Origin of the sequence: Mucilaginibacter gossypiicola, assembly GCF_900110105.1 — a bacterium.
In the GTDB taxonomy this organism is placed as follows: domain Bacteria; phylum Bacteroidota; class Bacteroidia; order Sphingobacteriales; family Sphingobacteriaceae; genus Mucilaginibacter; species Mucilaginibacter gossypiicola.
On record NZ_FOCL01000008.1, the window covers coordinates 259,159 to 283,060 of the forward strand.

Annotated in this window: 23 protein-coding genes; 14 read left to right on the forward strand and 9 right to left on the reverse strand. The window is 43.5% G+C overall.

All coding sequences use genetic code 11. The features are described 5' to 3' along the window. Nucleotides 1-80: 80 nt before the first annotated feature. Nucleotides 81-1,040, reverse strand: a complete 960-nt coding sequence (locus BMX50_RS24415) for an aldo/keto reductase (RefSeq protein ID WP_244281094.1) — start codon at nucleotides 1,038-1,040, stop codon at nucleotides 81-83. Nucleotides 1,041-1,295: 255 nt separating this feature from the next. Here BMX50_RS24415 and BMX50_RS24420 point away from each other — a divergent pair, with 255 nt between their 5' ends. The 6 genes from BMX50_RS24420 to BMX50_RS24445 all read left to right on the forward strand — a co-directional run bounded on the left by BMX50_RS24420 (nucleotide 1,296) and on the right by BMX50_RS24445 (nucleotide 9,632). Then, the gene (locus tag BMX50_RS24420; RefSeq protein ID WP_091215826.1) at nucleotides 1,296-1,982 is read left to right on the forward strand and encodes an HAD-IA family hydrolase; all 687 of its coding nucleotides are present in this window, start codon (nucleotides 1,296-1,298) and stop codon (nucleotides 1,980-1,982) included. A gap of 4 nt (nucleotides 1,983-1,986) precedes the next feature. Then, complete coding sequence (locus tag BMX50_RS24425) at nucleotides 1,987-3,330, forward strand: DUF5690 family protein (protein WP_208864789.1); 1,344 nt, start codon at nucleotides 1,987-1,989, stop codon at nucleotides 3,328-3,330. Nucleotides 3,331-3,381: 51 nt separating this feature from the next. After that, on the forward strand, nucleotides 3,382-4,518 hold the full coding sequence (locus tag BMX50_RS24430) for a TIGR03364 family FAD-dependent oxidoreductase (RefSeq protein ID WP_091215829.1): 1,137 nt from the start codon (nucleotides 3,382-3,384) through the stop codon (nucleotides 4,516-4,518). A 150-nt stretch (nucleotides 4,519-4,668) separates the two neighbouring features. Further along, nucleotides 4,669-7,224 carry a phosphocholine-specific phospholipase C gene (locus tag BMX50_RS24435; protein ID WP_091215833.1) on the forward strand — a complete coding sequence of 852 codons (2,556 nt, stop codon included), beginning with the start codon at nucleotides 4,669-4,671 and terminating at the stop codon, nucleotides 7,222-7,224. 156 nt (nucleotides 7,225-7,380) lie between these two features. Beyond that, nucleotides 7,381-8,331, forward strand: coding sequence for a bifunctional helix-turn-helix transcriptional regulator/GNAT family N-acetyltransferase (locus BMX50_RS24440; protein ID WP_091215836.1), 951 nt, complete (start codon nucleotides 7,381-7,383; stop codon nucleotides 8,329-8,331). A 245-nt stretch (nucleotides 8,332-8,576) separates the two neighbouring features. After that, on the forward strand, nucleotides 8,577-9,632 hold the full coding sequence (locus BMX50_RS24445) for a hypothetical protein (RefSeq protein ID WP_143065252.1): 1,056 nt from the start codon (nucleotides 8,577-8,579) through the stop codon (nucleotides 9,630-9,632). Between the two features lie 195 nt (nucleotides 9,633-9,827). On the opposite strand, the gene BMX50_RS24450 is transcribed toward BMX50_RS24445, so the two are convergent. Further along, nucleotides 9,828-10,196, reverse strand: coding sequence for a winged helix-turn-helix transcriptional regulator (locus BMX50_RS24450; RefSeq protein WP_091215842.1), 369 nt, complete (start codon nucleotides 10,194-10,196; stop codon nucleotides 9,828-9,830). A 147-nt stretch (nucleotides 10,197-10,343) separates the two neighbouring features. Between BMX50_RS24450 and BMX50_RS24455 the strand changes: the two genes are divergently transcribed. The 4 genes from BMX50_RS24455 to BMX50_RS24470 all read left to right on the forward strand — a co-directional run bounded on the left by BMX50_RS24455 (nucleotide 10,344) and on the right by BMX50_RS24470 (nucleotide 13,942). Next, on the forward strand, nucleotides 10,344-11,144 hold the full coding sequence (locus BMX50_RS24455) for an SDR family oxidoreductase (protein ID WP_091215847.1): 801 nt from the start codon (nucleotides 10,344-10,346) through the stop codon (nucleotides 11,142-11,144). Nucleotides 11,145-11,346: 202 nt separating this feature from the next. Next, nucleotides 11,347-12,063, forward strand: a complete 717-nt coding sequence (locus BMX50_RS24460; protein ID WP_091215850.1) for a DUF4397 domain-containing protein — start codon at nucleotides 11,347-11,349, stop codon at nucleotides 12,061-12,063. A gap of 142 nt (nucleotides 12,064-12,205) precedes the next feature. Beyond that, complete coding sequence (locus BMX50_RS24465; RefSeq protein WP_244281095.1) at nucleotides 12,206-13,024, forward strand: cytidylyltransferase domain-containing protein; 819 nt, start codon at nucleotides 12,206-12,208, stop codon at nucleotides 13,022-13,024. Between the two features lie 72 nt (nucleotides 13,025-13,096). Beyond that, the gene (locus BMX50_RS24470) at nucleotides 13,097-13,942 is read left to right on the forward strand and encodes a metallophosphoesterase family protein (RefSeq protein WP_091215858.1); all 846 of its coding nucleotides are present in this window, start codon (nucleotides 13,097-13,099) and stop codon (nucleotides 13,940-13,942) included. Nucleotides 13,943-14,104: 162 nt separating this feature from the next. Here BMX50_RS24470 and BMX50_RS24475 read toward each other — a convergent pair whose 3' ends face one another. From BMX50_RS24475 to BMX50_RS24495, 5 genes are all read right to left on the reverse strand, one after another. Then, complete coding sequence (locus tag BMX50_RS24475) at nucleotides 14,105-15,112, reverse strand: Gfo/Idh/MocA family protein (RefSeq protein WP_091215862.1); 1,008 nt, start codon at nucleotides 15,110-15,112, stop codon at nucleotides 14,105-14,107. A gap of 179 nt (nucleotides 15,113-15,291) precedes the next feature. Then, complete coding sequence (locus BMX50_RS24480; RefSeq protein ID WP_091216154.1) at nucleotides 15,292-16,365, reverse strand: hypothetical protein; 1,074 nt, start codon at nucleotides 16,363-16,365, stop codon at nucleotides 15,292-15,294. A 120-nt stretch (nucleotides 16,366-16,485) separates the two neighbouring features. Continuing rightward, nucleotides 16,486-17,376 (reverse strand): class I SAM-dependent methyltransferase, encoded by an 891-nt coding sequence (locus tag BMX50_RS24485; RefSeq protein ID WP_091215866.1) that lies wholly within the window; start codon nucleotides 17,374-17,376, stop codon nucleotides 16,486-16,488. Nucleotides 17,377-17,506: 130 nt separating this feature from the next. After that, entirely contained in the window at nucleotides 17,507-18,259 is a 753-nt protein-coding gene (locus BMX50_RS24490) for an ABC transporter ATP-binding protein (RefSeq protein WP_091215870.1), read from the reverse strand. Further along, entirely contained in the window at nucleotides 18,256-18,987 is a 732-nt protein-coding gene (locus BMX50_RS24495; protein ID WP_091215873.1) for an MlaE family ABC transporter permease, read from the reverse strand. Before BMX50_RS24495 ends, BMX50_RS24490 begins: the two co-directional genes overlap by 4 nt. A gap of 167 nt (nucleotides 18,988-19,154) precedes the next feature. Between BMX50_RS24495 and BMX50_RS24500 the strand changes: the two genes are divergently transcribed. The 4 genes from BMX50_RS24500 to BMX50_RS24515 all read left to right on the forward strand — a co-directional run bounded on the left by BMX50_RS24500 (nucleotide 19,155) and on the right by BMX50_RS24515 (nucleotide 22,377). Then, nucleotides 19,155-19,859 carry an SDR family oxidoreductase gene (locus BMX50_RS24500; RefSeq protein ID WP_091215876.1) on the forward strand — a complete coding sequence of 235 codons (705 nt, stop codon included), beginning with the start codon at nucleotides 19,155-19,157 and terminating at the stop codon, nucleotides 19,857-19,859. A gap of 33 nt (nucleotides 19,860-19,892) precedes the next feature. Then, on the forward strand, nucleotides 19,893-20,492 hold the full coding sequence (locus tag BMX50_RS24505; RefSeq protein ID WP_091215879.1) for a PspC domain-containing protein: 600 nt from the start codon (nucleotides 19,893-19,895) through the stop codon (nucleotides 20,490-20,492). A gap of 4 nt (nucleotides 20,493-20,496) precedes the next feature. Beyond that, nucleotides 20,497-21,483, forward strand: coding sequence for a LiaI-LiaF-like domain-containing protein (locus tag BMX50_RS24510; RefSeq protein WP_091215882.1), 987 nt, complete (start codon nucleotides 20,497-20,499; stop codon nucleotides 21,481-21,483). 210 nt (nucleotides 21,484-21,693) lie between these two features. After that, entirely contained in the window at nucleotides 21,694-22,377 is a 684-nt protein-coding gene (locus BMX50_RS24515; protein WP_091215885.1) for a carboxypeptidase-like regulatory domain-containing protein, read from the forward strand. A gap of 106 nt (nucleotides 22,378-22,483) precedes the next feature. Here BMX50_RS24515 and BMX50_RS24520 read toward each other — a convergent pair whose 3' ends face one another. Together BMX50_RS24520 and BMX50_RS24525 are read right to left on the reverse strand one after the other, a co-directional pair. Further along, nucleotides 22,484-22,999, reverse strand: a complete 516-nt coding sequence (locus BMX50_RS24520; protein WP_091215888.1) for an NUDIX hydrolase — start codon at nucleotides 22,997-22,999, stop codon at nucleotides 22,484-22,486. 155 nt (nucleotides 23,000-23,154) lie between these two features. Beyond that, nucleotides 23,155-23,901 carry a hypothetical protein gene (locus tag BMX50_RS24525; RefSeq protein WP_143065253.1) on the reverse strand — a complete coding sequence of 249 codons (747 nt, stop codon included), beginning with the start codon at nucleotides 23,899-23,901 and terminating at the stop codon, nucleotides 23,155-23,157. Nucleotide 23,902: the final 1 nt, after the last annotated feature.

Genomic DNA, 23,902 nt, shown 5'->3' on the forward strand with positions numbered 1-23,902 from the left:
ATAACTCCGGGAATTATTTCGGTTGGATTGGTCACTATGTAAATATATAAAATAGAAGGGGCTTATGCAGCCCCATCTATTTATCGTTGCAGGTATGTACCGCCCAATATTGCACCTTGCGCAAAAGTGGTGTTAAGCGTGTTCATTTCATCCGCGCTAAATTCAACTTGCATAGCCTGTATATTTTCCGGCAGACGTGATCTGCGGCTCATGCTCACCAATGGCATAATATCGCCCTGGGCGTTTACCCATGCAATGGCAAGCTGAGTAGGCGTATAGCCTTTGTTGCTGGCCATTTGTTTCAACACTTCAACTTTTTCAAGATTTTTTACCAGGTTTTCTCCCTGGAAACGTGAAAAGTGATTATGATAACTATCTGCCGGAAGCGGTGCTTTCATATCGCCGGTAAGTAAACCTTCGGCCGTGTTGGCAAATGCTACCACGCCAATGCCCAATTCTTTTGCAGTGGGGAGAAGATCGTTTTCAATTTGCCTGTCGGCTAATGAGTAACCAATTTCCAACGCGGTCACCGGGTGTACGCTGTTGGCTTTGCGTAATTGATCTGCAGTAATTTCAGACACACCAAGGTGGCGTACTTTGCCTTCTTTGATCAGGTCTGCAACTGTACCTATTACATCTTCTACCGGTACGCTGTTATCCAGGCGGCAAGGCTGATACAGGTCAATAGTGTCTATACCTAATCGCACCAACGAATAATTGATGAAGTTTTTAATAGCGATAGGGCGAAGGTCTAAGCCAAGCCATTGGCCATTGTAAAAAATAGCACCAAATTTAACGCTGATAAACGCGTCGTCCCGGCGGCCTTTGATGGCTTTGCCAACCAATAGCTCGTTATGACCGGCACCATAAAAATCGCCCGTGTTTAAAAAGTTAATGCCACTATCTAATGCTGCCTGTATAGTAGCGATACTTTCGCTTTCATCATTGGCCTTGCTGCCCCAAACTGACGACATGCGCATACAGCCCAACCCAAGTTTTGAAACCAACGGGCCGTTTTTGCCCAAATTTATTTTCATCATGTTTTTTATAGTTGATATTTTATTAAAAAACAAAGATCAGGTGTTTTGTTCATGAGGGGATTTCTTGCACGGCTCAATTTACTTGTCTGTATGGCTCAAGTTTTTATAATAATTCCTTTGTAGAAACTTCTCACATAAATTTCTCGTTTGCAAATTAAGGAAACCCAATCACCCACCTTAACCAAACCTTAACACTAACTTGGTTTAATTTTAATAAATTAAGTTTAGTATTGCTAAACAATTATATTTGTTATTATGAGCATAAAATTAGTGGTATTTGACATAGCTGGCACTACGGTTAAAGACGATCACGAGGTTAGCAAAGCTTTCAGGGCTGCTATGCAAAAGTTTGGTTATGAAGTTAAACTGGAAAAAATAGATCCGCTAATGGGCTACGAGAAAACGCTTGCCATCCGTAAAATGCTTGCCGAACACGAAGCCAACCAATCAGTTATTACCGATGAGCTGGTAATAGCCATACATAAAGAGTTTGTTCATCAAATGATTAACTTTTACCGGTTTGAGCCCCGCATTGAGCCGCTGCCAAATGTTGAAGAAACATTTACCAAACTGCATGAGCAAGGCGTAAAAGTAGGTATCAACACAGGTTTTTCGCGCGATATAGCTGATACTATTATAAACCGTTTGCAATGGCGGGAAAAAGGCCTGATCGACTACATTGTTGGCTCGGACGAGGTAGAACTTGGCCGCCCGCACCCTTTCATGATCCAAAAAATGATGCAGGAAGCGGGTATTGCCGATGCCGTGGAAGTGGTTAAAGTAGGCGATACCGAAGTTGACGTACGCGAAGGTCAAAATGCCGGTTGTAAATACTCAATAGGTGTAACTACAGGAGCTTTCACCCGTGCCGAGCTGGAAACCTACCATCCTACCCATATTATTGACGATATTGCACAAGTAGTTGATATCATAAACCAATAAGTATATGAGGTTGATTGAAAGTTTACGTGCAAAAGTAGCCCAATGGCCTTATGCACTGATTTCTGTTTTGGCAGCAGTTTCGGCCTTCGGAACGTATACTTCCATGTATGCTTTCCGTAAGGCATTTGCAGCCGCAACTTTTACAGGCCACGAATACTTTCATGTTGATTATAAAGTTTGGCTGGTTATAGCCCAGGTTATCGGCTACATGAGCAGCAAGTTTTATGGTATTAAATTTATAGCCGAAGTAAACAGCAAAACCCGTGCACGCTATATTTTAGTGCTGATCGGTATTGCCTGGGCAGCCCTGCTTGCCTTTGCTTTTGTGCCTGCACCCTGGAATATCGTATTTCTGTTCATCAACGGTTTCCCGCTGGGCCTTATCTGGGGACTTGTTTTCGGTTACCTGGAAGGCCGCCGTTCAACCGAGTTCATGGCTTCAGTATTATCTATCAGCCTTATTTTTGCATCGGGCTTTGTAAAAACAACAGGACGTACGCTTATAAGCAGTTTCCATGTAAATGAGTATTACATGCCCTTTTTAACAGGAGCTGTATTTGCACTGCCGCTGTTATTTTTTGTAGGTTGTATGGAGCTTATCCCCGCGCCTACCACCGAAGACATACGTTTACGCTCCGAGCGTATCCCAATGAACGCCGCGGAGCGTAAGCAATTCGTTATCCGTTTTTTACCGGGTATTATCCTTACCCTGATTGTTTATGTACTGCTTACTATTATGCGCGATGTGCGCGATAATTTTGAGGTAGAGATCTGGGCCAGCCTGGGCATAAAGGATAACAGCATTTTTACTACTACGGATATTAAAATTTCGCTGGTGGTATTAGTAGCAATGAGTTTACTCATCCTGGTGCGTAAAAACCTCCGCGCTTTCAGTATTATCCATTTAATGATCATTGCCGGTTGCGTGCTGGTGGGTATATCAACCATCATGTTTACCTTTAAAATGGTAAGCCCAACCTTATGGATGACCTGCGTTGGCCTGGGACTTTACATGGGCTATGTGCCCTACAATGCCATATTTTTTGAGCGGATGATAGCTTCGTTCCACTATAAAAGCAACGTAGGCTTTATCATGTACATTGCCGATTCGATGGGATACCTGGGCAGTGTAAGTGTTTTACTGGTAAAAGAACTTGGCCGCCCGTCAATAAGCTGGGGAGCCTTTTTTCAGGAAGGTGTTATGATAGTGGCCATCGTTGGTGGTGTTTGCGCATCGCTATCGCTCATTTACTTTTTACAAAGCGCTGCCCGCGATAAAAAAAAATTGAGTACCGAAGAAGGTACCAGGGAACAGATAAATTTTCAGACAATAAGTGCGCAGCCATGAGTGCAAAGTCAAAAAAATGACCGATGACTCAATGACCTAATAAATAATATAATGAGCGAAAACAAAAGTGCAATAATTATAGGCGCAGGCATTGTAGGTTTAGCTACAGCCCGCGCTTTGGCCGTTCGTGGCTATAAGGTAACCGTATTTGAACGCAATGAACGCGCCGTAGGCGCTTCTATCCGCAATTTTGGTATGGTGTGGCCTATTGGCCAGGCTACCGGCCCAATGTTTGAACGTGCCATGCTGTCAAAAAGCATCTGGAAAACGGTTTGTACCGAAGCCAATATCTGGCACAACGAAGTTGGCTCCTTGCACCTTGCCTATCATGATGATGAACTGCAGGTGATAGAAGAATATGTGGATGTAAATAAACAACACCGTGATTGCGCTGTGCTAACCCCCTCCGAGGCTATTTCAACATCACCGGCCATCAATGCCGATGGTTTGAAAGGTGCATTGTGGAGCGGCGAAGAAATGATTATTGAGTCGCGCGTAGCCGTTGGACAAGTGGCAGCTTACCTTGCCGAAAAATTTGGCGTTGAATTTAACTGGAACACGGCCATCAGCCGTATCGAACATCCAAAAGTTAGCTCAGGTACGCGAAGCTGGGAAGCAGACGAAATCTATGTTTGCAGCGGCGCCGATTTTGAAACACTTTATCCCGAACTTTTTGCACAAACGCAGATCACCAAGTGCAAACTCCAGATGATGCGTTTGGTTACCCAGCCCGATGAATGGCGCATCGGCCCTTCATTATGCGGTGGTTTATCCCTGATCCATTATCCGGGTTTCCAGGCGGCGGCCTCATTACCGGCATTGCGCACGCGTTATGAGGAACAATATGCGACACACCTGAAATGGGGTATCCACGTAATGGTATCACAAAATGGCAGCGGCGAACTTACCATCGGCGATTCGCACGAATATGGCCTGGTTCATGACCCTTTCGACAAAGAATTTATTAATAATTTAATAATCGAGTACTTACATACATTTGCCAATTTTAAGGACTGGAAAATGCTGCAGTCATGGCACGGCATCTATCCTAAAATGACCAACGGCGCGTACGAGCTTATTGTTGATATTGAGCCAGGTGTAACTTTAATCAATGGCCTTGGCGGTAACGGCATGACACTATCATTTGGGCTTTGTGAACAAGTTATTGCAGAACGAAAAGGCAAGTAGTTCATGGTTGATGGTTCATGGATTTTTAAAAATTAACCATAAATTCTGAAGATTTAAAACAACCATTGTAATTTGGCCATCGCCAATATTAAAAACTAAAAACAACCATGATCTATCATCCATAGGCCATGAACTAAATAAAAACAAAACATGTCTGATTCAAGGAGAGATTTTCTTAAAAAAGCAGCCTTATTAACCGGAGCGGCCGGTCTCGCCAGCATTTTACCCGAATCTATTCAAAAAGCAATGGCCATTAACCCGGCTCCGGGCAGTACCTACCTGGATGCCGAGCACATTGTAATCCTGATGCAGGAGAACCGCTCGTTTGACCATACTTACGGAATGCTTAAAGGGGTACGTGGTTACAACGACCCGCGCGCTATTGATCTGCCAAATAAAAACAAGGTTTGGCTGCAATCAAACAAAAAAGGCGAAACCTATGCTCCTTTTCACCTTGATATTAAAAATACCAAAGCAACATGGATGAGCTCATTGCCTCATTCATGGGGCAACCAGGTTAATGCCCGTAATGATGGTAAGTTTGACCAATGGCTTAACGTTAAACGCAACAGCATTAAGGAATACTCAAATATGCCTTTAACAATGGGTTTCCACAACCGCGAGGATATTCCATTTTACTATGCCCTGGCTGATGCTTTTACCGTTTGCGATCAGAATTTTTGCTCATCATTAACAGGCACCAACCCCAACAGGTTATATTTCTGGAGCGGTACCATCCGTGCCGAGCAGCATGAAAACTCGCTTGCACACGTTTGGAATGATGATATGGATTATGGTACGCTGAATTGGGCAACGTTCCCCGAGCGTTTGGAAGATCACAACATATCGTGGAAACACTACCAGAACGAAATAGCTATTGATACCGGCTTAGAGGGCGAAGAAGACCCATGGTTATCAAATTTCCAGGATAACCCGCTGGAATTTTTTGGCCAGTACAACATTAAACTGTACGATAAGCACATCGCCCATCTGCAAAAAAAATCAACTGTTTTACCTGATGAAATAGCAGCTGTAGAAAAACAAATTGCTGCTTTGCCTGCCGGAGATGCCCATATCGATCACCTTCAAAAGCAGCTTAAACAAAAGCAACGTGATTTGGAGAACACTAAAAAAGACATGGCAAGCCTTGATCCGGGTAAATTTGCCAGTCTTTCTCAACGTGAAAAAAACCTGCACCAAAAAGGTTTTGTAACTAATACCAATGATCCGCATTACCGCACCTTAAGTCCGCTGAAATATAATGATGACGGCACCGACCGCGAGGTTTTAGTACCTAAGGGCGATGTACTTCATCAGTTCCGTGCCGATGTAAAGGACGGTCATCTGCCAACGGTAAGCTGGTTATCGGCACCTGAGCATTTTTCAGACCATCCAAGCTCGGCCTGGTATGGCGCATGGTATGTATCCGAAGTACTGGACATCCTTACGCAAAATCCTGAAGTTTGGAAAAAGACAGTTTTCATTTTAGCTTACGATGAAAATGACGGTTACTTTGACCACGTTCCTCCTTTTACTGCGCCCAATCCGCATAAACCGGGCACAGGGAAAGTATCGGCAGGAATTGACCCGAGTGTGGATTTTGTTACTTTAGAGCAGGAAAAAGCACGCAATAACTTCCCGGAAGTATTTGACCGTGAAAGCCCGATAGGTTTAGGGTTCCGTGTACCACTGGTAATAGCTTCGCCATGGAGCCGCGGCGGTTGGGTTAACTCCGAAGTGTTTGACCATACCTCGACACTACAATTTTTAGAAACCTTTCTAAGCCATAAAACCGGCAAAAAAGTAACCGAGCCCAATATCAGCGAATGGCGCCGTACGGTTTGCGGTGATCTTTCGAGTGTTTTCCGCCCGTACAACGGTGAGAAGATAGAAAACCCCGAATTTGTGGCCAGAGAAGCATTTTTAGAAAGCATCCACAAAGCCCAGTTCAAAAAACTGCCTTCAGATTACAAGCTGCTTACTGCCGATGAAATTGCACAGATCAATAAAGACCCGCATTCGTCACCATACATGCCGCAGCAGGAAAAAGGGATCAAACCATCATCTGCATTACCTTATCAGCTTTATGCAGATGGTAAACTAAGCGCTGATAAAAAATCGTTTGAAATTAAATTTACTGCAAGCAATAAGGCATTTGGCACGAAAGCATTAGGTTCACCGTTTAACGTATATGCACCCGGCAAATACGCCACCATGAATGATCCGCAGAAAATGGAAGACCTGCGCACATGGGCCTATACAGCAAAAGCTGGAGATACTTTAAGTGATGTATGGCCGCTGCATGAATTTGAAAACAGCGAATACCATTTGCGTACCTATGGCCCTAACGGCTTCTTCCGTGAGTATCAGGGTAATGCTGCCGATCCGTTGGTTGATGTTGTTTGCGAATACGAGCAGGCTGCCGGTAAATTAACCGGTAATATCACCCTGAAAATAACTAATCATGGCAATAAAGTACAGACCATTGCCGTAACCGATAATAGCTATAAAACGGGCGATCATAAAGTTACTGTAAAAGCCGGAGCCAGCGCAACAATTGCTTTAAACTTAAGCAAAAGCCATAACTGGTATGATTTCAGCGCAAAGGTTGATGGCTTCGAAAAATTTGCAAAACGTTTCGCCGGCCGTGTGGAAACAGGTAAATCAAGCTTCAGCGATCCATTAATGGGTAAAGCCTTAGCTTAATATTTAATACCATATCATACGAAAGCCGGGCTATCCAGTCCGGCTTTTTCTTTCTCTGAATTTTATTTTATGAATAGAATATGACATTGAGCCACTTGTGATTTTCAAAATAACGTGATATAATTGCGTAATTAGTTACATAATTAATTACTTATTATGGAGTTTTTTAATAAAGTAGGAAAAATGGCGATAGGCAGCCGGCTCAGAATGCTTACCGAAACCATGACAGACGATGCTGCACAGATCTACAAATTATACGATATAGATTTTCAGCCAAAATGGTTCCCTGTTTTTTATGTATTGCAGGAGGGCGGTGAATTTACAATTACCTCAATAGCCAAAGAGATTGGGCACTCCCACCCATCGGTAAGCAAGATCATTGCCGAAATGGTGAAGAATGGCTTTGTTACCGAGAAAAAAGATAAAGCCGACGGCAGGCGCAATATGGTAAGCTTATCGGCCAAGGGACGAGAAGCAGGGGCAAAAATACAGGATCAGTATACCGATGTTACCGGTGCCGTTGAGGAACTTTTATCACAGGCCAATCATGATCTGTGGAAAGCTATTGAAGAATGGGAATATCTGCTGGAACAAAAAACATTGCTGCGCAGGGTACAGGAACATCAAAAGGTAAGGGAAAGCAATAAAGTAAGCATAGTACCCTATGAGCCTCAATATGCTACCGCTTTTAAAGCATTAAATGAAGAGTGGATCTCTAAATACTTTGTAATGGAAGAAGCCGACTACAAGGCGCTCGATAATGCCGATAGTTATATCATAGACAATGGAGGGCTTATATTAGTTGCCCTTTATAACGATGAACCTGTTGGGGTTTGTGCACTATTAAAAATGGACGACCCCGATTATGACTACGAGCTGGCAAAAATGGCAGTTTCGCCAAAGGCACAGGGAAAAAATATAGGCTTTTTATTAGGGCAGGCCATTATTGAAAAAGCAAAGGCGCTTGGCGGCCATAAGTTGTACCTGGAGAGTAACACCATCTTAAAGCCGGCTATCAGCCTGTATCATAAACTGGGCTTTACTAAGGTAGCAGGCAGGCCTTCGCCGTATGAACGCGCCAATATCCAAATGGAGCTTGCGTTGTAATAACTGGCCAACTAAAAATGCTGTCCGAACAGCTATCTATGCTATCTGAAGTCATCCTAAGTCAGAGGCCTCGAATAGCGACATATAGATTTGAAAGCGAAACCCATCGTTGTATACGACAGGCACTACATTATTGCTCGCATCAATAGATATATTAACTATTGTATAACAATTGTGAATAAAATCATCAAACAGTTCAGGTGTCATTTTGTTTAATGCAATTGAAACTTAAACATTATATCTATATGAAGCACAAAAAACTCCTGCTCCCTGCACTAACATACCTGTTATCTTTAAAAAACTTCAAAAAACATCTTATCATTTGCCTGGGTATCTGCCTATTTTGCTGCACTGCTGTACAAGCTCAGTTTGGCGGTTTTGGGAAAGCCATATTGGATAAAGGAACAGATATGGTATCGGGCGGCAGCCTTAATAAATTGCTAAAACAGCCGCAGGCCATTACCACCAGTTTTAATGACGTTAACAAAACAGGCTCCAAACCACCATCATTTATGGAAGGGCAGGTGGCCGAGCCTTTATACCTTTTGCCAAAAGCACCCGGAGGCGGATTTAAGCTTTGCGCCGGTTTTTATGAAATGACCAGCAAAAGCTATTGTCTGCATGCGGGTACCCGTGGCCCCAGTACGGGCGACGGGTATATGCTTGCCCCGGTGCTGGGGCCAAAGCGTGATGTGGTAATACTGATATTAAAACATGCTGAAACTCATCCCGAGGTTGACCAGCATAGCATCCAGATATTATTATGGTCGATTATTGCACGCACCAGGTTTGTTGATATGGGGGCCGATATTAAGCTTACCGCAACCAGGCTGCTATCAGCTAATGAACTGTTAATGCTGGAAGGCGGTGCGCTGGGTGTATTGCCCGCCAGTGTAATGGATAAAGCCAAAAACCAATTGCCGCCTGCGGTTCAAAGTGTTTTTGAGGCTGAAAACAATATCCGCCGATTAGCTGCCTCTGGTAATTCATCTTACGAAGAGATGGAAAAGTATGCCATGTTAGCCGGTTTGGCTCCGGCGCCTGATCCGGCGGTACCATCAGGCATATGGTCATTACATCCAGATGGATATTACATCCGGTTTTATCCGCATAGCTATTCAAAAACCACGGTACAGATCTACGTACCGAAAGAACTCATCAGCACAAGACCCGGTTTGGTTTATGACGGGCCTAATGGCATTGCCTGTCCGGCCAATGTAGGTTCGCAGCGCCTGGCTCAAACCAATGAACCGCTAAATCCTGATTATAATCAAAAATTAAAAACGATCTGTAATCAATAGATAGGGGAAAGGTTAAAGAAAAAAGGTGAAAGGTTTTGTTACTTTTCGCCTTTTTTTGTTTGCTGGTGCCCCATGCTTTATTCTTAAACAACCGGTGGATGAGAAACTATTGAAGACTTACGAAGTTTTAGTCTGGATAAAAAAACCGTCTGTTATTTACATTAACAGGCGGTCCTTTTTATCGTGGGTAAGGTGTTATACCTCCGGCAATACCAACCGTTTTTTTATTACCCTCCTCAGGTGTTCGCTGTTATGATCACCCCACTGGCCAAGCTCATTGATAATGGGCATTATTGATTTGCCCAAATCTGTTAAATAATATTCCACTTTGGGCGGTTGCTGATCATACACGGTTTTAGCAACCAGCTCGTCGTCTTCCAGTTGTTTAAGCTGTATATTTAAAACCCGCCGCGTTGCTTCAGGAATACTTTTTTGCAATTGGCCCGGCCTGCTGATGCCTTGCCATATGTAATACAATAGGTGGATTTTCCATTTGCCAAATACAACCTCTCGTATCAGGTCAAGGCCGCATTCATCCTGTATGGGTAATTTCCTTTCATACATAACAACTCCGTTTTCGGTATTATTTAAACTGCAAATTTCGACAACCACAGGGATAAATTTATCCGTATTGAATCATTTTTCCGTACTTGACCTGCCCCTGATACTTCATCAACTTTGCATCATCATACAAACATAAATTGACATAAAATGATTGCAAAAGCAAATTTCAATATTGACCAAAACGAATTTAAAGGCAAAAAGATCCTGGTTACAGCAGGAACCAAAGGTGCAGGTAAAGCCATTTTTGAACGCCTGCTTAAAGGAGGTGCCAGCGTGGTAACCACCGCCCGCACCCAACCCGCAGACATCGATCCCGCCAATTTTATTCAGGCCGATCTTAGCACCAAAACCGGTACCGATAAAGTAGTAAAAGAAACGCTTGAACGATTAGGTGGCATCGATATCCTGATCAACAACCTCGGCGGTTCTGAGTCACCGGCAGGAGGGGTTATGGTACTAAGTGACGACGATTGGGAGGCTGCCCTGCAAACCAATTTGTTGGCGGCCGTTAGGTTAGACAGAGGGCTGCTGCCAACCATGCTTAGCCAAAAACAAGGGGTAATACTCCACATTTCGTCTATCCAGCGTAAAATGCCGCTTTTTGAAGCTACACTGCCCTATGCCGCGGCAAAAGCGGCATTAAGTAATTACAGCAAAGGAATTTCCAAGGAGCTGGCCCCTAAAGGGGTGCGTGTTAATTCGGTAGCACCGGGTTTTATCAATACCGGCGGGGCACAGGGAATGATAGATAACCTGGCCTCACAAAACGGCGGAGATAAAGAGGCAGCGCTGAAAATCATTATGGATTCGCTTGGGGGCATCCCGATGGGTCGGCCGGCCGAACCTGAAGAAGTTGCAGAGCTGGTTGCCTTCCTGGTATCAGACCGGGCCGCTTATTTAAATGGCGGCGAATTTACCATCGATGGTGGCACCATTCCGATAGTATAACTCCATAATCTATTGATGATAGCGGATAACATTTATCCGCTATTTTTTTACAATTGAAACCCGTATCCTTTACATACTAAAATCCAAGCCCAAACGTATTTATGCTAAATAGCACCGAGGTTAAAATTTTTAACCCCAAGTAGCGTAATGCCTGCTGATTACGTAAAGTTAAAATATCAGTTTACAACCAATATTTTATTTTATGAAAACAGTTCAGCAAAAATTAACAAGGCGGGCAGGCATTATCGGGATGGTATGTTTGCTGGCAGCAACACTCAGTTCGTGTTTAAAAGATCATAACAATTACGTTCAACCTCCCGTAGCGCTCGTTTCGGTTATCAATGCCTCTCCCGATTCTGATCCTGTTGATTTTTATCTTGAGCCCAACAGGGCCAATACTTTCCCAATCCGTTACGGCCATGGTATTGATTATGTTAATGCCTATCCCGGCAAAAGAACAGCAACCTTTTACGTTTCGGGCACTAAACAAAAAGTCGCCGCCGACACTATCGATCTTACTGCCAATAAACTTTATTCGGTATATCTTGCCAACACAGCAGGCAAACGTGATGTGATTTTTGTTGCCGATTCTATCGTTCAGCCGGCTGCAGGGATGGCCAGTATCCGTTTAGCTAACCTAAGCGCCGATGCGGGCACAGTTGACCTGGTTACTTCAAAAGACAGTGTTCTGGCATCAAATAAAGCTTACAAACAAGTATCTGATTTTGTAACCATTAAAGGCAATGTTACCTACACACTTAATATCCGTCAAAAAGGTACCACTACCGTATTAGCCAGCTTAACCAATGTTAACCTTCGGGCGGGTTCGGTATATACCGTATGGCTGCAGGGTATTAAAGCAGCTACCGACGATAAAAAACTAAGTGCGGATATTCAAACCAACGTTTTCTATTATTAAATAACCTATACCTATGTTGTAAGACCCGGCCCTCGTGCCGGGTTTTATTTTTTGTAAACTATTCTGCAGGTTAACAATTTAATAATATAAACTTCGCCATATTTAAACCTTGCCATTATACATTTAACCCGTTAATGTTTTTTTGATAAACCTCAAACTCCCGGAAATGATGGATGAGCGCGTAGTGATTATAGTGCCGGCCCGCATGGCATCAAGTCGTTTATATGGCAAGGTAATGCTGCCTATATCAGGTAAAAGTTTGTTGGCCCGCATGGTGGAGCGAATAGGTATGATCCAGCATCAGGCCAGCATCGTCATTGCCACTACAGAAGGTGCCGAAGATGATGTTATTGCACAGGAGGCCGAAAACCTTAACGTTCAATGTTACAGGGGCAGTCTTGGCAACCTGCTCGACAGGCATTACCAGGCAGCGAAACTATTCAATGCCGATGTGGTTGTTAAAATCCCTGCCGATTGCCCGCTGATCGATCCGCGGATCATTGACAAAGTGCTCGAATACTTTTTCAGCAACAGGCAAAAATTTGATTATGTGAGCAACTTGTATCCGGCCACTTACCCCGATGGCAACGATGTAGAAGTGATGAGCATGGCCTGCCTTAAACAAGCCTGGGAAAATGCCGGTCGACCGTACGATCTGGAGCATACTTCGCCATACATATACGAAAACCCGCTTATTTTCAACATAGGCAATGTAACCTGGGAAACCGGACTGGATTATTCCATGTCGCACCGTTTTGCGCTTGACCATCCCGAAGATTTTTATTTTATCGAGCGGGTGTTCAAAGAGCTATATCCGGTTTGCAACCGTTTTTCATGCCAGGATATCATAAACCTGCTGAAATTAAAACCCGAGATCTACGAAATCAACGCCCGCTACAACAGCACCAACTGGTACAACAAACACCTCAGCGAAGTGAAGCCTGAGTTTGCGATGGCTTGATTTAGTGATTATGCCTGTTTCTTAACTTTCATTTAACACGGAGGGGCTACCTTTGCAGTAAAATAATAGCCTATGACCTCGCGCCGCGATTTTTTTGGCACAGCCTTAACAGGCGTAGCCGCTTTAAGTCTTTTACCTGCCGTTAACAGCTTTGCTGCCGAAAATAACCGGTACAGCCGCGCTACCAAAGCTAAACTTAAATTAAGATTTGCTTTGGCATCTGATATCCACTATGGCCAGCCGGAAACTGATTTTCCGCTGCATACCGGGAATATGATTAAATGGCTTAATGAGGATCATAGTAAAAACCACCTTGATTTTGTAATTGTGAACGGCGATTTGGTACATAACCGTCCCGATCTGCTTCCTGAGATCAAAACCAAATACCTCGATAAATTAAACGTTCCTTATCATACCATCCCCGGTAACCATGACTTTGCTGATGCTACTGTTTGGAAAAATGCCTTTGGTTACGAGGATAAATACACTGTAGAATTTGGTGATATTGCTTTCGTATTGGCTCACACTGCTGATACAAAAGGCATCTACACCTGCCCCAATAACGCTTTCCTTAAAGCGTCGTTAGATAAATTTACTGATAAGAAGATCGTTTTTGTTGTACTGCATATCCCGCCTACCAAATGGGTAAAGAATGATGTGTTTGTTGATTGTCCCGAAACTATCCAGCTGTTACATGCTTATCCCAATGTAAAAGCGGTGTTTCACGGCCACGATCATTTATTGGATGGTGTACGTTATACCGATAAACTTCCGCATTTTTTCGATTCGCATATTGGCGGCGACTGGGGAACCGATTATAAAGGTTACCGTATTGTTGAGGTTGATGAGCAGAATGCCATTTACACATATCAGGTAAACGCCAGCCAAAGCCCGGTGTTAAACTCGGCCAAGCTGTAAATAGGATTTCGGAATTTCGCGGTTTTTAGCGCAAGTGTTGTGTACGTGGCCGGAGAGATGCTCACTTGTGCTTTTTATACTGCTTGTAGAACGCACAAGTTAGCCCCGCTTGGGCAACCGCACAAAACTTGCGCCAGTTAGGAGACAAAAATAAGAAACAGCTTACCTTTCCACCGGATATTTCAATCCTATCTGGGCCCTCGCCCGATCTATCATGGCTATCATTTGCCGGGATAATTCATGCAGAAGTATCGGGCTTTCGGTTTTGCCTTGTTTTATGAGCTCACAAAAATGTATGATCTCATAGTTTAATCCTCCGGCAGTGAAAGGTTCATTCAATTCTACCGTGCGGCCATCAAGATAACTGATTGTTGCTTTTGCCGGGTTCCACCAGTTTTTGTGGATGGTGATATGCCCCAGCGTACCTACAATTAATGCATCGCCTTTGCCATGCATATCGAAGCCACAATATAGTTGTGCATAGCCATTTTGATGAAGTGTTTGAAAAATGGCAAACATATCAATTCCGGTTTCACCAAACCTGCCCATGGTTTGAATATCCCGCATGGGGCCGAGCCAGTCGAGCGCTAAAAAAGCTTCATAAATAGCAATACCCATCAGGCTGCCGCCAATAAGATCAAAGTTATAATTGGGATGATCGGGAGGGCAATCGGCCACTGCTGATCCAGCGCGAACATACCCTGCTGGGCCAATCGGATCGTTAATAAGATATTCTTTCAGTTTGCCATATAGTGGATAAAAAGGAGGCTTCATTCCTTCCATAAAAAGCAAGCCGGTTTGTTTGGCAACGGCAAGTACCTCATCCAGTTCGGCGAGGTTTACAGCAACAGGTTTTTCGCAAAGTACATGTTTACCTGCTTTAAGCGCGGCAATGCTGTATGCAGCGTGGCTATCAGGCAAAGTCGCTATATAAACGGCATCGATATCACTGGCGAGTAATTCTTCAACAGTGCGGCACGCCAGGCCACCGTATTGCGCAACAAAGGCATCAACAGTTTCGGGCCTGCGCGAATACGATGCTACAAGTTCAACACCTTCAACGGCGTCAAATCCCTGCATAAACCTTTGCGCGATTCGCCCGCAACCAATAATGCCCCATTTTATCATAAATTCTTTTTCTAAAATGTAGAAGTCTGTTATGATCGTCATTGCGGGGAACGAAGCAATCCCCGATTAGCAGAGCTGCTCTGTAGAGTTCGCGATTGCTTCGTTCCCCGCAATGACGTCTTTTTAGTTAGTCGTCGAAAATATAGCTTTAAAATAGAAAGTCCCGAGTAAATAATGTTTTATATTACCTACTCAGGACTTTCTGGCTTAAGACTTCCGACTTATTGATACTGGATATAAATCGGGTATGGTTTGTATCTTGATAAAACTTCCTCTGGTGTTAACATGTGGTGAGGAGCTTTTTTGATATCGTTTTTATAGAATAATTTAAAGCCTGTAAATTGAACCGGCTCCTGGTTAATGAAGTAGCGGTAAGTGCCGGTCTTCAAATCAGGTTCGCCCCAGCCGTCCATATCCATTACCAATTGAATTTCTGGATGTAGTTTGATGTTCTTGTAGTTGGTCACCATTTTCTTGGTGAAACGGTGCACGATAAGGATTTTTGGCGGTAGACCATTTTTCTTAACAATTTTGGTAAGGTAATCTGATACATAGTTAATATCATCTGCATCATAAGTGCCTATCTTTCTACCTGGATGGGTACCGTCTTTCATAGAAAACTCGGGGTCCATGCCAAAATGTACTTGTGGCAATTCCAGGTATTTTTCAAGCAATGGTAATTCTGCGCGGATGTTGCTTAAAGCTACCTGTACATCTAAAAATACAATGGCATGTGCTTTTTTAGCTAACACCAACACACTATCAATCTGTTTAAATGGCATGCGGTAACGGAATTTTCCATCTTTACCACCGTCACCTTGTGCTACCACTGCAATGTAATGTAAGGCGGGTTGAACCGGAGTTTTAGGATCAGCTTTTTCCCAGTGTTTTACTTCACCTTTCAATTTAGCGAGCATTTCGTTTGGCGGTAATTCGCCCAAAATGCCCATCTTCTTTGAATAAAGATTACCATAAAAAGCAACCACACGCTTAAATGGTAAAATAGCACCACCTATTGGGTAAGGAGTATTTTTAACTGGCCACCTGCCGCTTGTATCACCATGGGCATTGAATTTCATCAATGAATCATACAGTTTTTTATCGATAGGAGGGTAGGTAGATTTTTTAACGCTTAAGGTATCTGCTGTTTCAGCCTGGGCCGAATCACCTTTAACTGCAGCGGCGGTTTTTTTACCGTCGGTTTTGGCACTGTTGCCATTTTGTGAGCAGCTGTTTAAAAGCAGAGCTGCCGACGCTATAAATGTAGCGGATAGTACAAGCGTTTTTAATTTCATTTTTTTAACGTTCAATATAATGCAGGTGTATGTAAGGCGTGTTTAATTAAATTAATTTTCAGCTACTTATAAGGCAGCAATTGTGTTGGTTTAGTCGCGGCCAAAGATAGATATTGGAAATTAATTACTTTTAATTTTATGAAACTTTCCAAAAACCCCTAAAGGTAGTTTTGATCCGGCTGTAGCCTGTAGGTAAAGCTCGCCAATTTCGAGGTTTTGCACCTGAGGGAACGAACTTTTAATGAGGTTTTCAACTATTACAGATGAGAAGCCAAGGGAGTAAGTATTCAGGATCAGGAAGTGTTCTTCAGGGTCGAGCAGCTGGGTTACATCACGCATCATTTCGGTGATATTATCTTCCAGTTTCCATTTTTCACCGTTAGGGCCATTGCCATAAGCAGGAGGGTCAAGGATGATACCGTTGTATTTTTTACCACGTTTCAATTCGCGTTTAACAAATTTCAAGGCATCTTCAACCACCCAGCGGATGTCTTTAAGTCCCGAAATTTCCTGGTTTTCATTGGCCCAGGTAACTACTTGTTTAATGGAATCAACGTGGGTGGTATCAGCACCTGCCGCCCTTGCAATTAAAGATGCACCACCGGTATAGGCAAACAGGTTAAGTACTTTAGGCTCGGGTGTTTTAAAGCGTTTTACGTTTTGGCTAATGTAATCCCAGTTCACGGCCTGCTCAGGGAAAATACCGACATGTTTAAACGAGGTAAGCCCCAGTCTGAACTTAATGGCCGCTTCTTTGTTTTTATATTCGATATGCCAGCGGTCGGGAGTTTTCTGATCTTTTTTTAACCATTCGCCGGTGGTTGCCGAGCGGCCTTTAAACCTGATATGGTGTAAGCGCTGCCACTCAGATGCAGGCAGTGTTTTGTTCCAAACCGCCTGTGGCTCGGGGCGGATGAGTATGGTGTTCCCAAAGCGTTCCAGCTTTTCAAAATCGCCGCAATCAATCAGCTCGTAATCTTTCCAGTGCGTTGGGGTAAGTAGTTGGATCATTCTTATTCAGTTTGCAGTATGCTGTTGGCAGTTTGCACGCCCCAGTCAATAAATTGGTTGCAAATATAGTTATTATAAATACATGCAGATAACTCTGCACATACTGCTTACTGCCACTGAAAACTGCCAACTACAAAGAGGCCTTCGCTGCTCTCATAAACGGACTTGCAAATACAAAGTTGTTTAGCTCTTTGTTATCAGTCTTGGCAATCTCTTTGTTCGATCCTTCCCACCATTTTTTACCCTGGTGCAGGAAAATGATGTGATCGCCAATACCCATTACCGAGTTCATATCGTGGGTTACCACTACGGTAGTAATGCTGTACTCTGCTGTAAGTTCGGCAATCAGTTCATCTATCAGGATAGATGTTACCGGATCGAGACCTGAGTTAGGTTCGTCAACAAACAAATATTTAGGCTGCATGGAAATGGCGCGGGCAATACCCACACGTTTTTTCATACCGCCCGATAATTCTGATGGATATAACTTATTTTTCCCGGCCAGGTTAACCCGCTCCAGGCAGAAATTGGCACGGTCGAGTTTTTCGGCTTTGGTTTGATTGGTGAACAGGTTAAGCGGAAACATGATATTCTGCTCAACTGTCATGGAGTCGAAAAGAGCTGAGTTCTGGAACAACATACCAATTTGAGTACGGATAGGTACACGCTGCTCAAAATTCATATTGGTAAAATTCTCACCGTCAAAAATCACATCGCCTTTAGTAGGTTCATGCAGCCCAACAATACATTTAAGCAAAGTGGTTTTACCAGAACCGGAACCGCCGATGATCAGGTTGTTTTTTCCGGGATGGAAAATTGCAGTGATACCCTTCAGTACTTCGTTTTCGCCGAAGGTTTTATATACGTCTTGTATTTCGATCATAGTAACAGGCGTGAAATGATAAGGTCACAAAACAGGATCATGATACAGCTCCACACAACCCCGCGTGTTGCTGATTGGCCAACTTCAAGTGATCCGCCATTAACGTAAAAGCCCTGATACGAGCATATTGATGTAATTACAAAGCCAAAAGATATCGCTTTAACCGCACATACGGTAGCAATAACCGGATTAAAACCATCGGTAAGGCCCCTCATGTAATCGGTTGTTGATACATCGTTTGATGCCCAGCAGGCAATATAGCCACCGGTTAAGCCTAAACCTACCGATACTATAACCAGTAAAGGGATCATGGTAACACCGGAAATAATTTTGGGTGATATCAGATACCCCGGCGCATTTACGCCCATGATCTCCAGGGCGTCTATCTGTTCGGTAACGCGCATAGTACCAATTTGTGATGCCATGGCCGAGCCGACACGACCGGCTAACACGAGTGCAGATATGGTTGGACTAAACTCAAGTATTGTTGAATCGCGGGTGATACCGCCTACCACTGTTTTCGGTATAAAATCGCTGATAAGCTGGAAGGCTGTTTGAATAGTAGCTACAGCGCCGATGAATAGCGAAATAATAGCAACAATGCCTAAAGAGCCAATGCCCACCGAAACCATCTCCCGCATGATCTCGGCCCAGTATACACTGAATTTTTCGGGTTTCCTGAAACTTAAACGCAGTAAGAGTATATATTTTCCTAAGCTATGAAACATGCAGATGTATAAAAAATCGGTTAAAAATACGCTTTTTACCTTTAAGCCTAAATGGTCAGGTGTTAAAACAAGTCATTTAAATTCAATTTTATAAGCGGTTCAATTATTATGCTTACGTAAATTGCGGCCATAAAGCTTCACTAACTATAAAAATTAATTTAAACAATATGAAAAACGTACTCATCACCGGTTCAACTAAAGGCATGGGCCGCTCAATTGCAATTGCTTTTGCTAATGAAGGATTAAACGTGGCAATTTGTTCGCGGAATGAGCAAGAATTATTAACTTTTAAAGATGAGTTGGAACAAATAGACCCAGGGGTGAGGGTTTTTGCTATGAAAGCCGATGGCAGCAAAAAGGCCGAATTATTCAGATTTGCCGCCGCCGCTGAGGCTGAGTTCGGTTTTATTGATGTTGTTGTTAATAATCTGGGAACTTTTATCCCTTCAAGCATATTGGATGATAAAGAAGATACCCTCCAGATACAAATAAATACCAACCTGATGCCGGCCTATGAGTTGTACCGCTATTTTGGCAGAACTATGGCAAATGCACGCAAAGGCCACTTCTTTAATATATGTTCGGTAGCATCATTAAATCCTATACCACAAGCCGGTAGTTATAGTGTAACAAAGTACGCGCTGTTAGGTCTAACAAAAGTAATGAGGCTCGAGATGCAGGAGCATGGTGTAAAAGTTACCGCCGTAATACCCGGATCGACGTTAACGGATTCGTGGAAAGATGCAGTAGTTGACAAAAACACCATGGTGCTGCCCGAAGACATAGCATCGGCAATCATCAATATTTACAGGATGAGCACCGGAGCCAATGTTGACGAAATCATCATCAAACCTGCACCGGGCCAGTTATGATAAATCAACTTTAAACATAAACTAACATAAATTATGGAAAAGAAACTTCATCGCGATGAACACCGAAAGGTAATAGGCGGTGTTTGCGCGGGCCTTGCAGAGCATTTCGGCACGGACGTGGCAGTTGTCAGGGCTGCATTTTTAGTAGCCCTTATTTTAAAAGGCTTCGGTTTACCGTTATATATTGTATTATGGATAGCGCTGCCAAAAAAAGGCTATGACTTTAACCCTGGTGTTGACTATCGGGTACCGCCGCAGGATAACCCATTTACCGGAGGGACGCAATCGGGGCCATTTTATGATCCTAAATTTGGCAGCCAACCTTTTAATCCCCCTCCATTTGTACATCCGCCTAAAAAACAGGCTTCAACTATTGGGCTGCTATTTGGAGTGGCGATGATCCTTTTAGGTTCGGTATTCCTGCTTAATGAGCTCGACCTGATGCCCGACTGGGATTTTGAAAACCTTTGGCCGATAATGCTGGTGGGTGCAGGTATTGCGCTTATAGTTTCGGGGGTGAAGAAACAGCCATGGGAAAAACAAAACTGGCATGCCAACGAGGTAACAGATGCTCCGGAAGCAGAACCAACTAAAGACGAAACAGAAACTAAAGATACACCTCCAACTATATAAAATCATGAGAAGCGATAAACTTGTTCCGGGCGCGATCCTGGTGTTGTTGGGAGTGGTATTCCTGCTGGATAACTTCCACGTAATAAATTTCGACTGGATGAACATCCTTTACCTGTGGCCTATATTTTTAATTATGGGTGGTATCAGCCTGGTGTTTGCCGGCAACCGTTCGCCGTTGGCTACTATCCTGAAACTTGCTGTTGTAATAGGCTGTTTTGCACTACTTGTATTTGGCAACTTTGGTAAACGCTATCATTTTTGGCCAAACGCCTGGACTTTTCACAGCGATGATTATAATAACGACGATAATGATGACGACAGCGATACTACCAATACAGACCAAGGCGTTGTTAAAATAGGCGGCGATAAAACTTTTAAAGAAGAGTATAATGCAGGTATTAAACATGCACGCCTTAATATCAGTGGCGGTGGCACCATTTATAACTTAGCCGACAGTACTGCCGATTTATTCAGCGCCCAAACACAGGAACTTTATGGTAAGTATACTCTTAACCACAGCAAAGATGATTCGGTATACGTGCTCAACCTCAATTTGAAGAATAATAAAGGTTTTCATTTTGATTCAAACGACCGTAAAAACAACAAAGCCGATATCAAATTAAACACAAATCCGGTGTGGGATATTGACGTTACAACCGGTGCAACAGATTTAAATTTTGATCTTTCAAAATTCAAAATAAAAACCCTATCTTTAAAGGGCGGAGCAGCATCGTTTGATGTGAAGCTTGGAGCCCCTGTTGGTACCACAAATGTGGAGGTTTCAACTGGTGCGTCTGAGGTTAACATAAGCGTTCCAAAAGGCGCTGCCTGCCGTATCACATCTAATACCGGCCTCTCATCAAACGAGTTTGAGGGCTTTAGTAAAAAGAGTGATAACGACTACGAAACCGACGGCTTTGATGCCGCTAAAAACAGGATCCTGATCCATATGAGTGGAGGTATCTCTGATTTTAAAGTAAACCGATATTAACCTAAATCCTGAGTAAAAAGATACCGGGACATAATACAACAATAATGAATTGCCATCCGCTCCATCAATTTGATGGAGCGTTTTTTTTGCACCATATTGAAGGGGCGATTCAGGTTTTTGTCATTTAAGATGGATGAGAGGCGAAAAAGTGTTAAATTGAAAACCATTGGAACAAAAAATAAGTTTAATTTACAGCACAAATAATCTACTATGAAATACCAATACCTTATATTATCTGCATTACTATTTTTAGCCTGTACTGTAAACGCCCAAACCACTGTAAAAGGCATTGTTGTTGAATCGGGCAAAAACAATAAGCTGGGCGATGTTTTTGTGCGCGACAATCAAAACAGGCAGATGACGCTTACCGATAGTAAGGGTAATTTTAGTATACGCACCGAAACTGGACATACGCTCGTTTTCAGTTCTCCGGGATATGTATCAGATACCTTATACGTTACCGATTTTACTAATAAAAAAATAGAGCTGGTAGCCCAGACCATCGCATTGAGGCAGGTTAATATCAGCGCCAAACGCGAAGCATTTGATGCGCATAAGGAATATCCTGAAGTATACACCCGTGCTAAAGTTTATCCGCTTTCACCTACTTCATGGTTTAGCAAGGAAGCTAAAGACGCCCGCAGGTTGAAAAAATACTTTAAGCACGAGGAAGAAGAACGCCATGTTGATGAAGTGTTTACCATGAACTACGTGCAAAGTATTATCCCGCTACGCGGCCAGGAATTGGAGAATTTCATGACCCTTTACAGGCCATCATACGCGTTCATCAAAAACAACAACGGCCCTTCGCTGGCGGTTTATATCAACGATTCGTATAAAAAATACCAGGCTTTACCTGCTGATAAACGTACCCTGCCTGATTTGAAAGAATAGGTTTGGTTAGTGGCAGTAGCAGCTGCAGCAGCAGTTATTTAATCACTGTTTGGGTTGGTGTTTAAATTCGTTCAACTCTGAAGGTGAAAATAGAAAAGAGAGCCTGTCACCTTGAGCCTGTCGAAGGGTCGCGCGCAGAGGCCCGCCCGCTAGTAATAGCCTTGCAATAGAAAACCATTTTATACACATAAAATGGCTGTGGCGGATGTGGGTGCATTTTTTTATCAAATACAGCCAGCAGCCTGTCGGCAGTTACCTGCAAACCGGTTTCCTCCCAAAATTCTTTAATAATGGTTTCTTTGGGTGTGTAGCCAATATCGCCCCAGCCACCCGGTAACGACCATTTGCCATCGCCACTTTCGCGGGCCAGCAGTATCTTGTTATCCGGAGAAAGCAGGATACCCCGTAAATCGACCTTAGCAGTAGGATAATCAGTTGCCTGTGGAAATAGCAGGTTGATGGTTTCTGCTCCATAGCCACTTACCTCATCAAACATTTTGGTGCTCAGGTGCTGTAGTTCCTGGTAGCGTTCAATATCATATTCGTTTTTGGCATAAAGCAGGCCGGTATCAGCAACAGCGCGGAGTTGGGTTATGAGGGAAAGCAGATTGGTGTTGGGCATGATGTTTATAAAATTATGTCATTGCGAGGAGCCGGGCTGCCTGTGTGTGGCGCGACGTGGCAATCTCGTAGTCGGGCATATCAGCCCTGTATAGTTCGCGATTGCCACGCTGCGCTCGCAATGACATGAAGTGTGTAATTCCGAAATCAAAAAGATTACCCTCGGCCTAACAGCTCGTCAAGCTTATTGCGTTCGGTTTGGAGTTCGCGGGCAAGTTTCTTTTCTTTTTCGTTGGCTTTGGCTTTGTAGGTTTTGTATTCCTCGTCAAGCTCTTCATAAAGTTTTATGCGGTATTTGGCTTCGCGGCTGTGCGCGCCTGAGCGGGCTATCACTATAACAGCAACCACACCAAAAACAATAACCAGGCCCCACATTACCAGGTTGTAGGTTGCTTTGGTAAACGGAATACCCAGCAGGCTGATCTCATCGCGCTTGGCGTTTGACTCATTTAGTGCCTGTTCTTTGTTTGTGGCATCCGATTTAAGATTTTCAACATTTTTACCCTGTTCGGCAAGGCTGGCTTTTGCTTCTTTAAGCTGGCGGCGCTCGGTATTGAGGGTGTCTTTCATGTTTTTCCACAAAGCGGCAACCAGCGGTTGCTGATAGTGGTATAATTTACTGAGCAGGTATTGATACTGGCCGTTCAGGCTTTTATCTTTTTGCAGGGCCGAATCGGCGGCGGTTGCCCTTGGCTGGGCATAAACAGGCTTGGCAGGCTGTGGAGGCGTTACTGCCGGATTTTTAAGCGCTGCCGGGCTCGATTTTACAATGGGCGGAATAGCATTAGGTTTCAGGGTAGCGGGTTTCTTTTTAGCGGTAGTGTCCTGGGCAAAGGTTGCCGTAACACTGGCCGTTATCATCGCTATTAAAACCGTTATCGTAAGTAGTAAATGCTTGTTCATC

Coding starts and splice junctions, on each gene's coding strand:
- BMX50_RS24430 (WP_091215829.1), top strand. CDS start 3,382: ATGAGCGAAAACAAAAGTGCAATAATTATAGGCGCAGGCATTGTAGGT.
- BMX50_RS24470 (WP_091215858.1), top strand. CDS start 13,097: ATGACCTCGCGCCGCGATTTTTTTGGCACAGCCTTAACAGGCGTAGCC.
- BMX50_RS24500 (WP_091215876.1), top strand. CDS start 19,155: ATGAAAAACGTACTCATCACCGGTTCAACTAAAGGCATGGGCCGCTCA.
- BMX50_RS24495 (WP_091215873.1), bottom strand. CDS start 18,987: ATGTTTCATAGCTTAGGAAAATATATACTCTTACTGCGTTTAAGTTTC.
- BMX50_RS24420 (WP_091215826.1), top strand. CDS start 1,296: ATGAGCATAAAATTAGTGGTATTTGACATAGCTGGCACTACGGTTAAA.
- BMX50_RS24435 (WP_091215833.1), top strand. CDS start 4,669: ATGTCTGATTCAAGGAGAGATTTTCTTAAAAAAGCAGCCTTATTAACC.
- BMX50_RS24475 (WP_091215862.1), bottom strand. CDS start 15,112: ATGACGATCATAACAGACTTCTACATTTTAGAAAAAGAATTTATGATA.
- BMX50_RS24450 (WP_091215842.1), bottom strand. CDS start 10,196: ATGTATGAAAGGAAATTACCCATACAGGATGAATGCGGCCTTGACCTG.
- BMX50_RS24415 (WP_244281094.1), bottom strand. CDS start 1,040: ATGATGAAAATAAATTTGGGCAAAAACGGCCCGTTGGTTTCAAAACTT.
- BMX50_RS24490 (WP_091215870.1), bottom strand. CDS start 18,259: ATGATCGAAATACAAGACGTATATAAAACCTTCGGCGAAAACGAAGTA.
- BMX50_RS24515 (WP_091215885.1), top strand. CDS start 21,694: ATGAAATACCAATACCTTATATTATCTGCATTACTATTTTTAGCCTGT.
- BMX50_RS24485 (WP_091215866.1), bottom strand. CDS start 17,376: ATGATCCAACTACTTACCCCAACGCACTGGAAAGATTACGAGCTGATT.
- BMX50_RS24445 (WP_143065252.1), top strand. CDS start 8,577: ATGAAGCACAAAAAACTCCTGCTCCCTGCACTAACATACCTGTTATCT.
- BMX50_RS24425 (WP_208864789.1), top strand. CDS start 1,987: ATGAGGTTGATTGAAAGTTTACGTGCAAAAGTAGCCCAATGGCCTTAT.
- BMX50_RS24455 (WP_091215847.1), top strand. CDS start 10,344: ATGATTGCAAAAGCAAATTTCAATATTGACCAAAACGAATTTAAAGGC.
- BMX50_RS24460 (WP_091215850.1), top strand. CDS start 11,347: ATGAAAACAGTTCAGCAAAAATTAACAAGGCGGGCAGGCATTATCGGG.
- BMX50_RS24525 (WP_143065253.1), bottom strand. CDS start 23,901: ATGAACAAGCATTTACTACTTACGATAACGGTTTTAATAGCGATGATA.
- BMX50_RS24480 (WP_091216154.1), bottom strand. CDS start 16,365: ATGAAATTAAAAACGCTTGTACTATCCGCTACATTTATAGCGTCGGCA.
- BMX50_RS24505 (WP_091215879.1), top strand. CDS start 19,893: ATGGAAAAGAAACTTCATCGCGATGAACACCGAAAGGTAATAGGCGGT.
- BMX50_RS24520 (WP_091215888.1), bottom strand. CDS start 22,999: ATGCCCAACACCAATCTGCTTTCCCTCATAACCCAACTCCGCGCTGTT.
- BMX50_RS24440 (WP_091215836.1), top strand. CDS start 7,381: ATGGAGTTTTTTAATAAAGTAGGAAAAATGGCGATAGGCAGCCGGCTC.
- BMX50_RS24510 (WP_091215882.1), top strand. CDS start 20,497: ATGAGAAGCGATAAACTTGTTCCGGGCGCGATCCTGGTGTTGTTGGGA.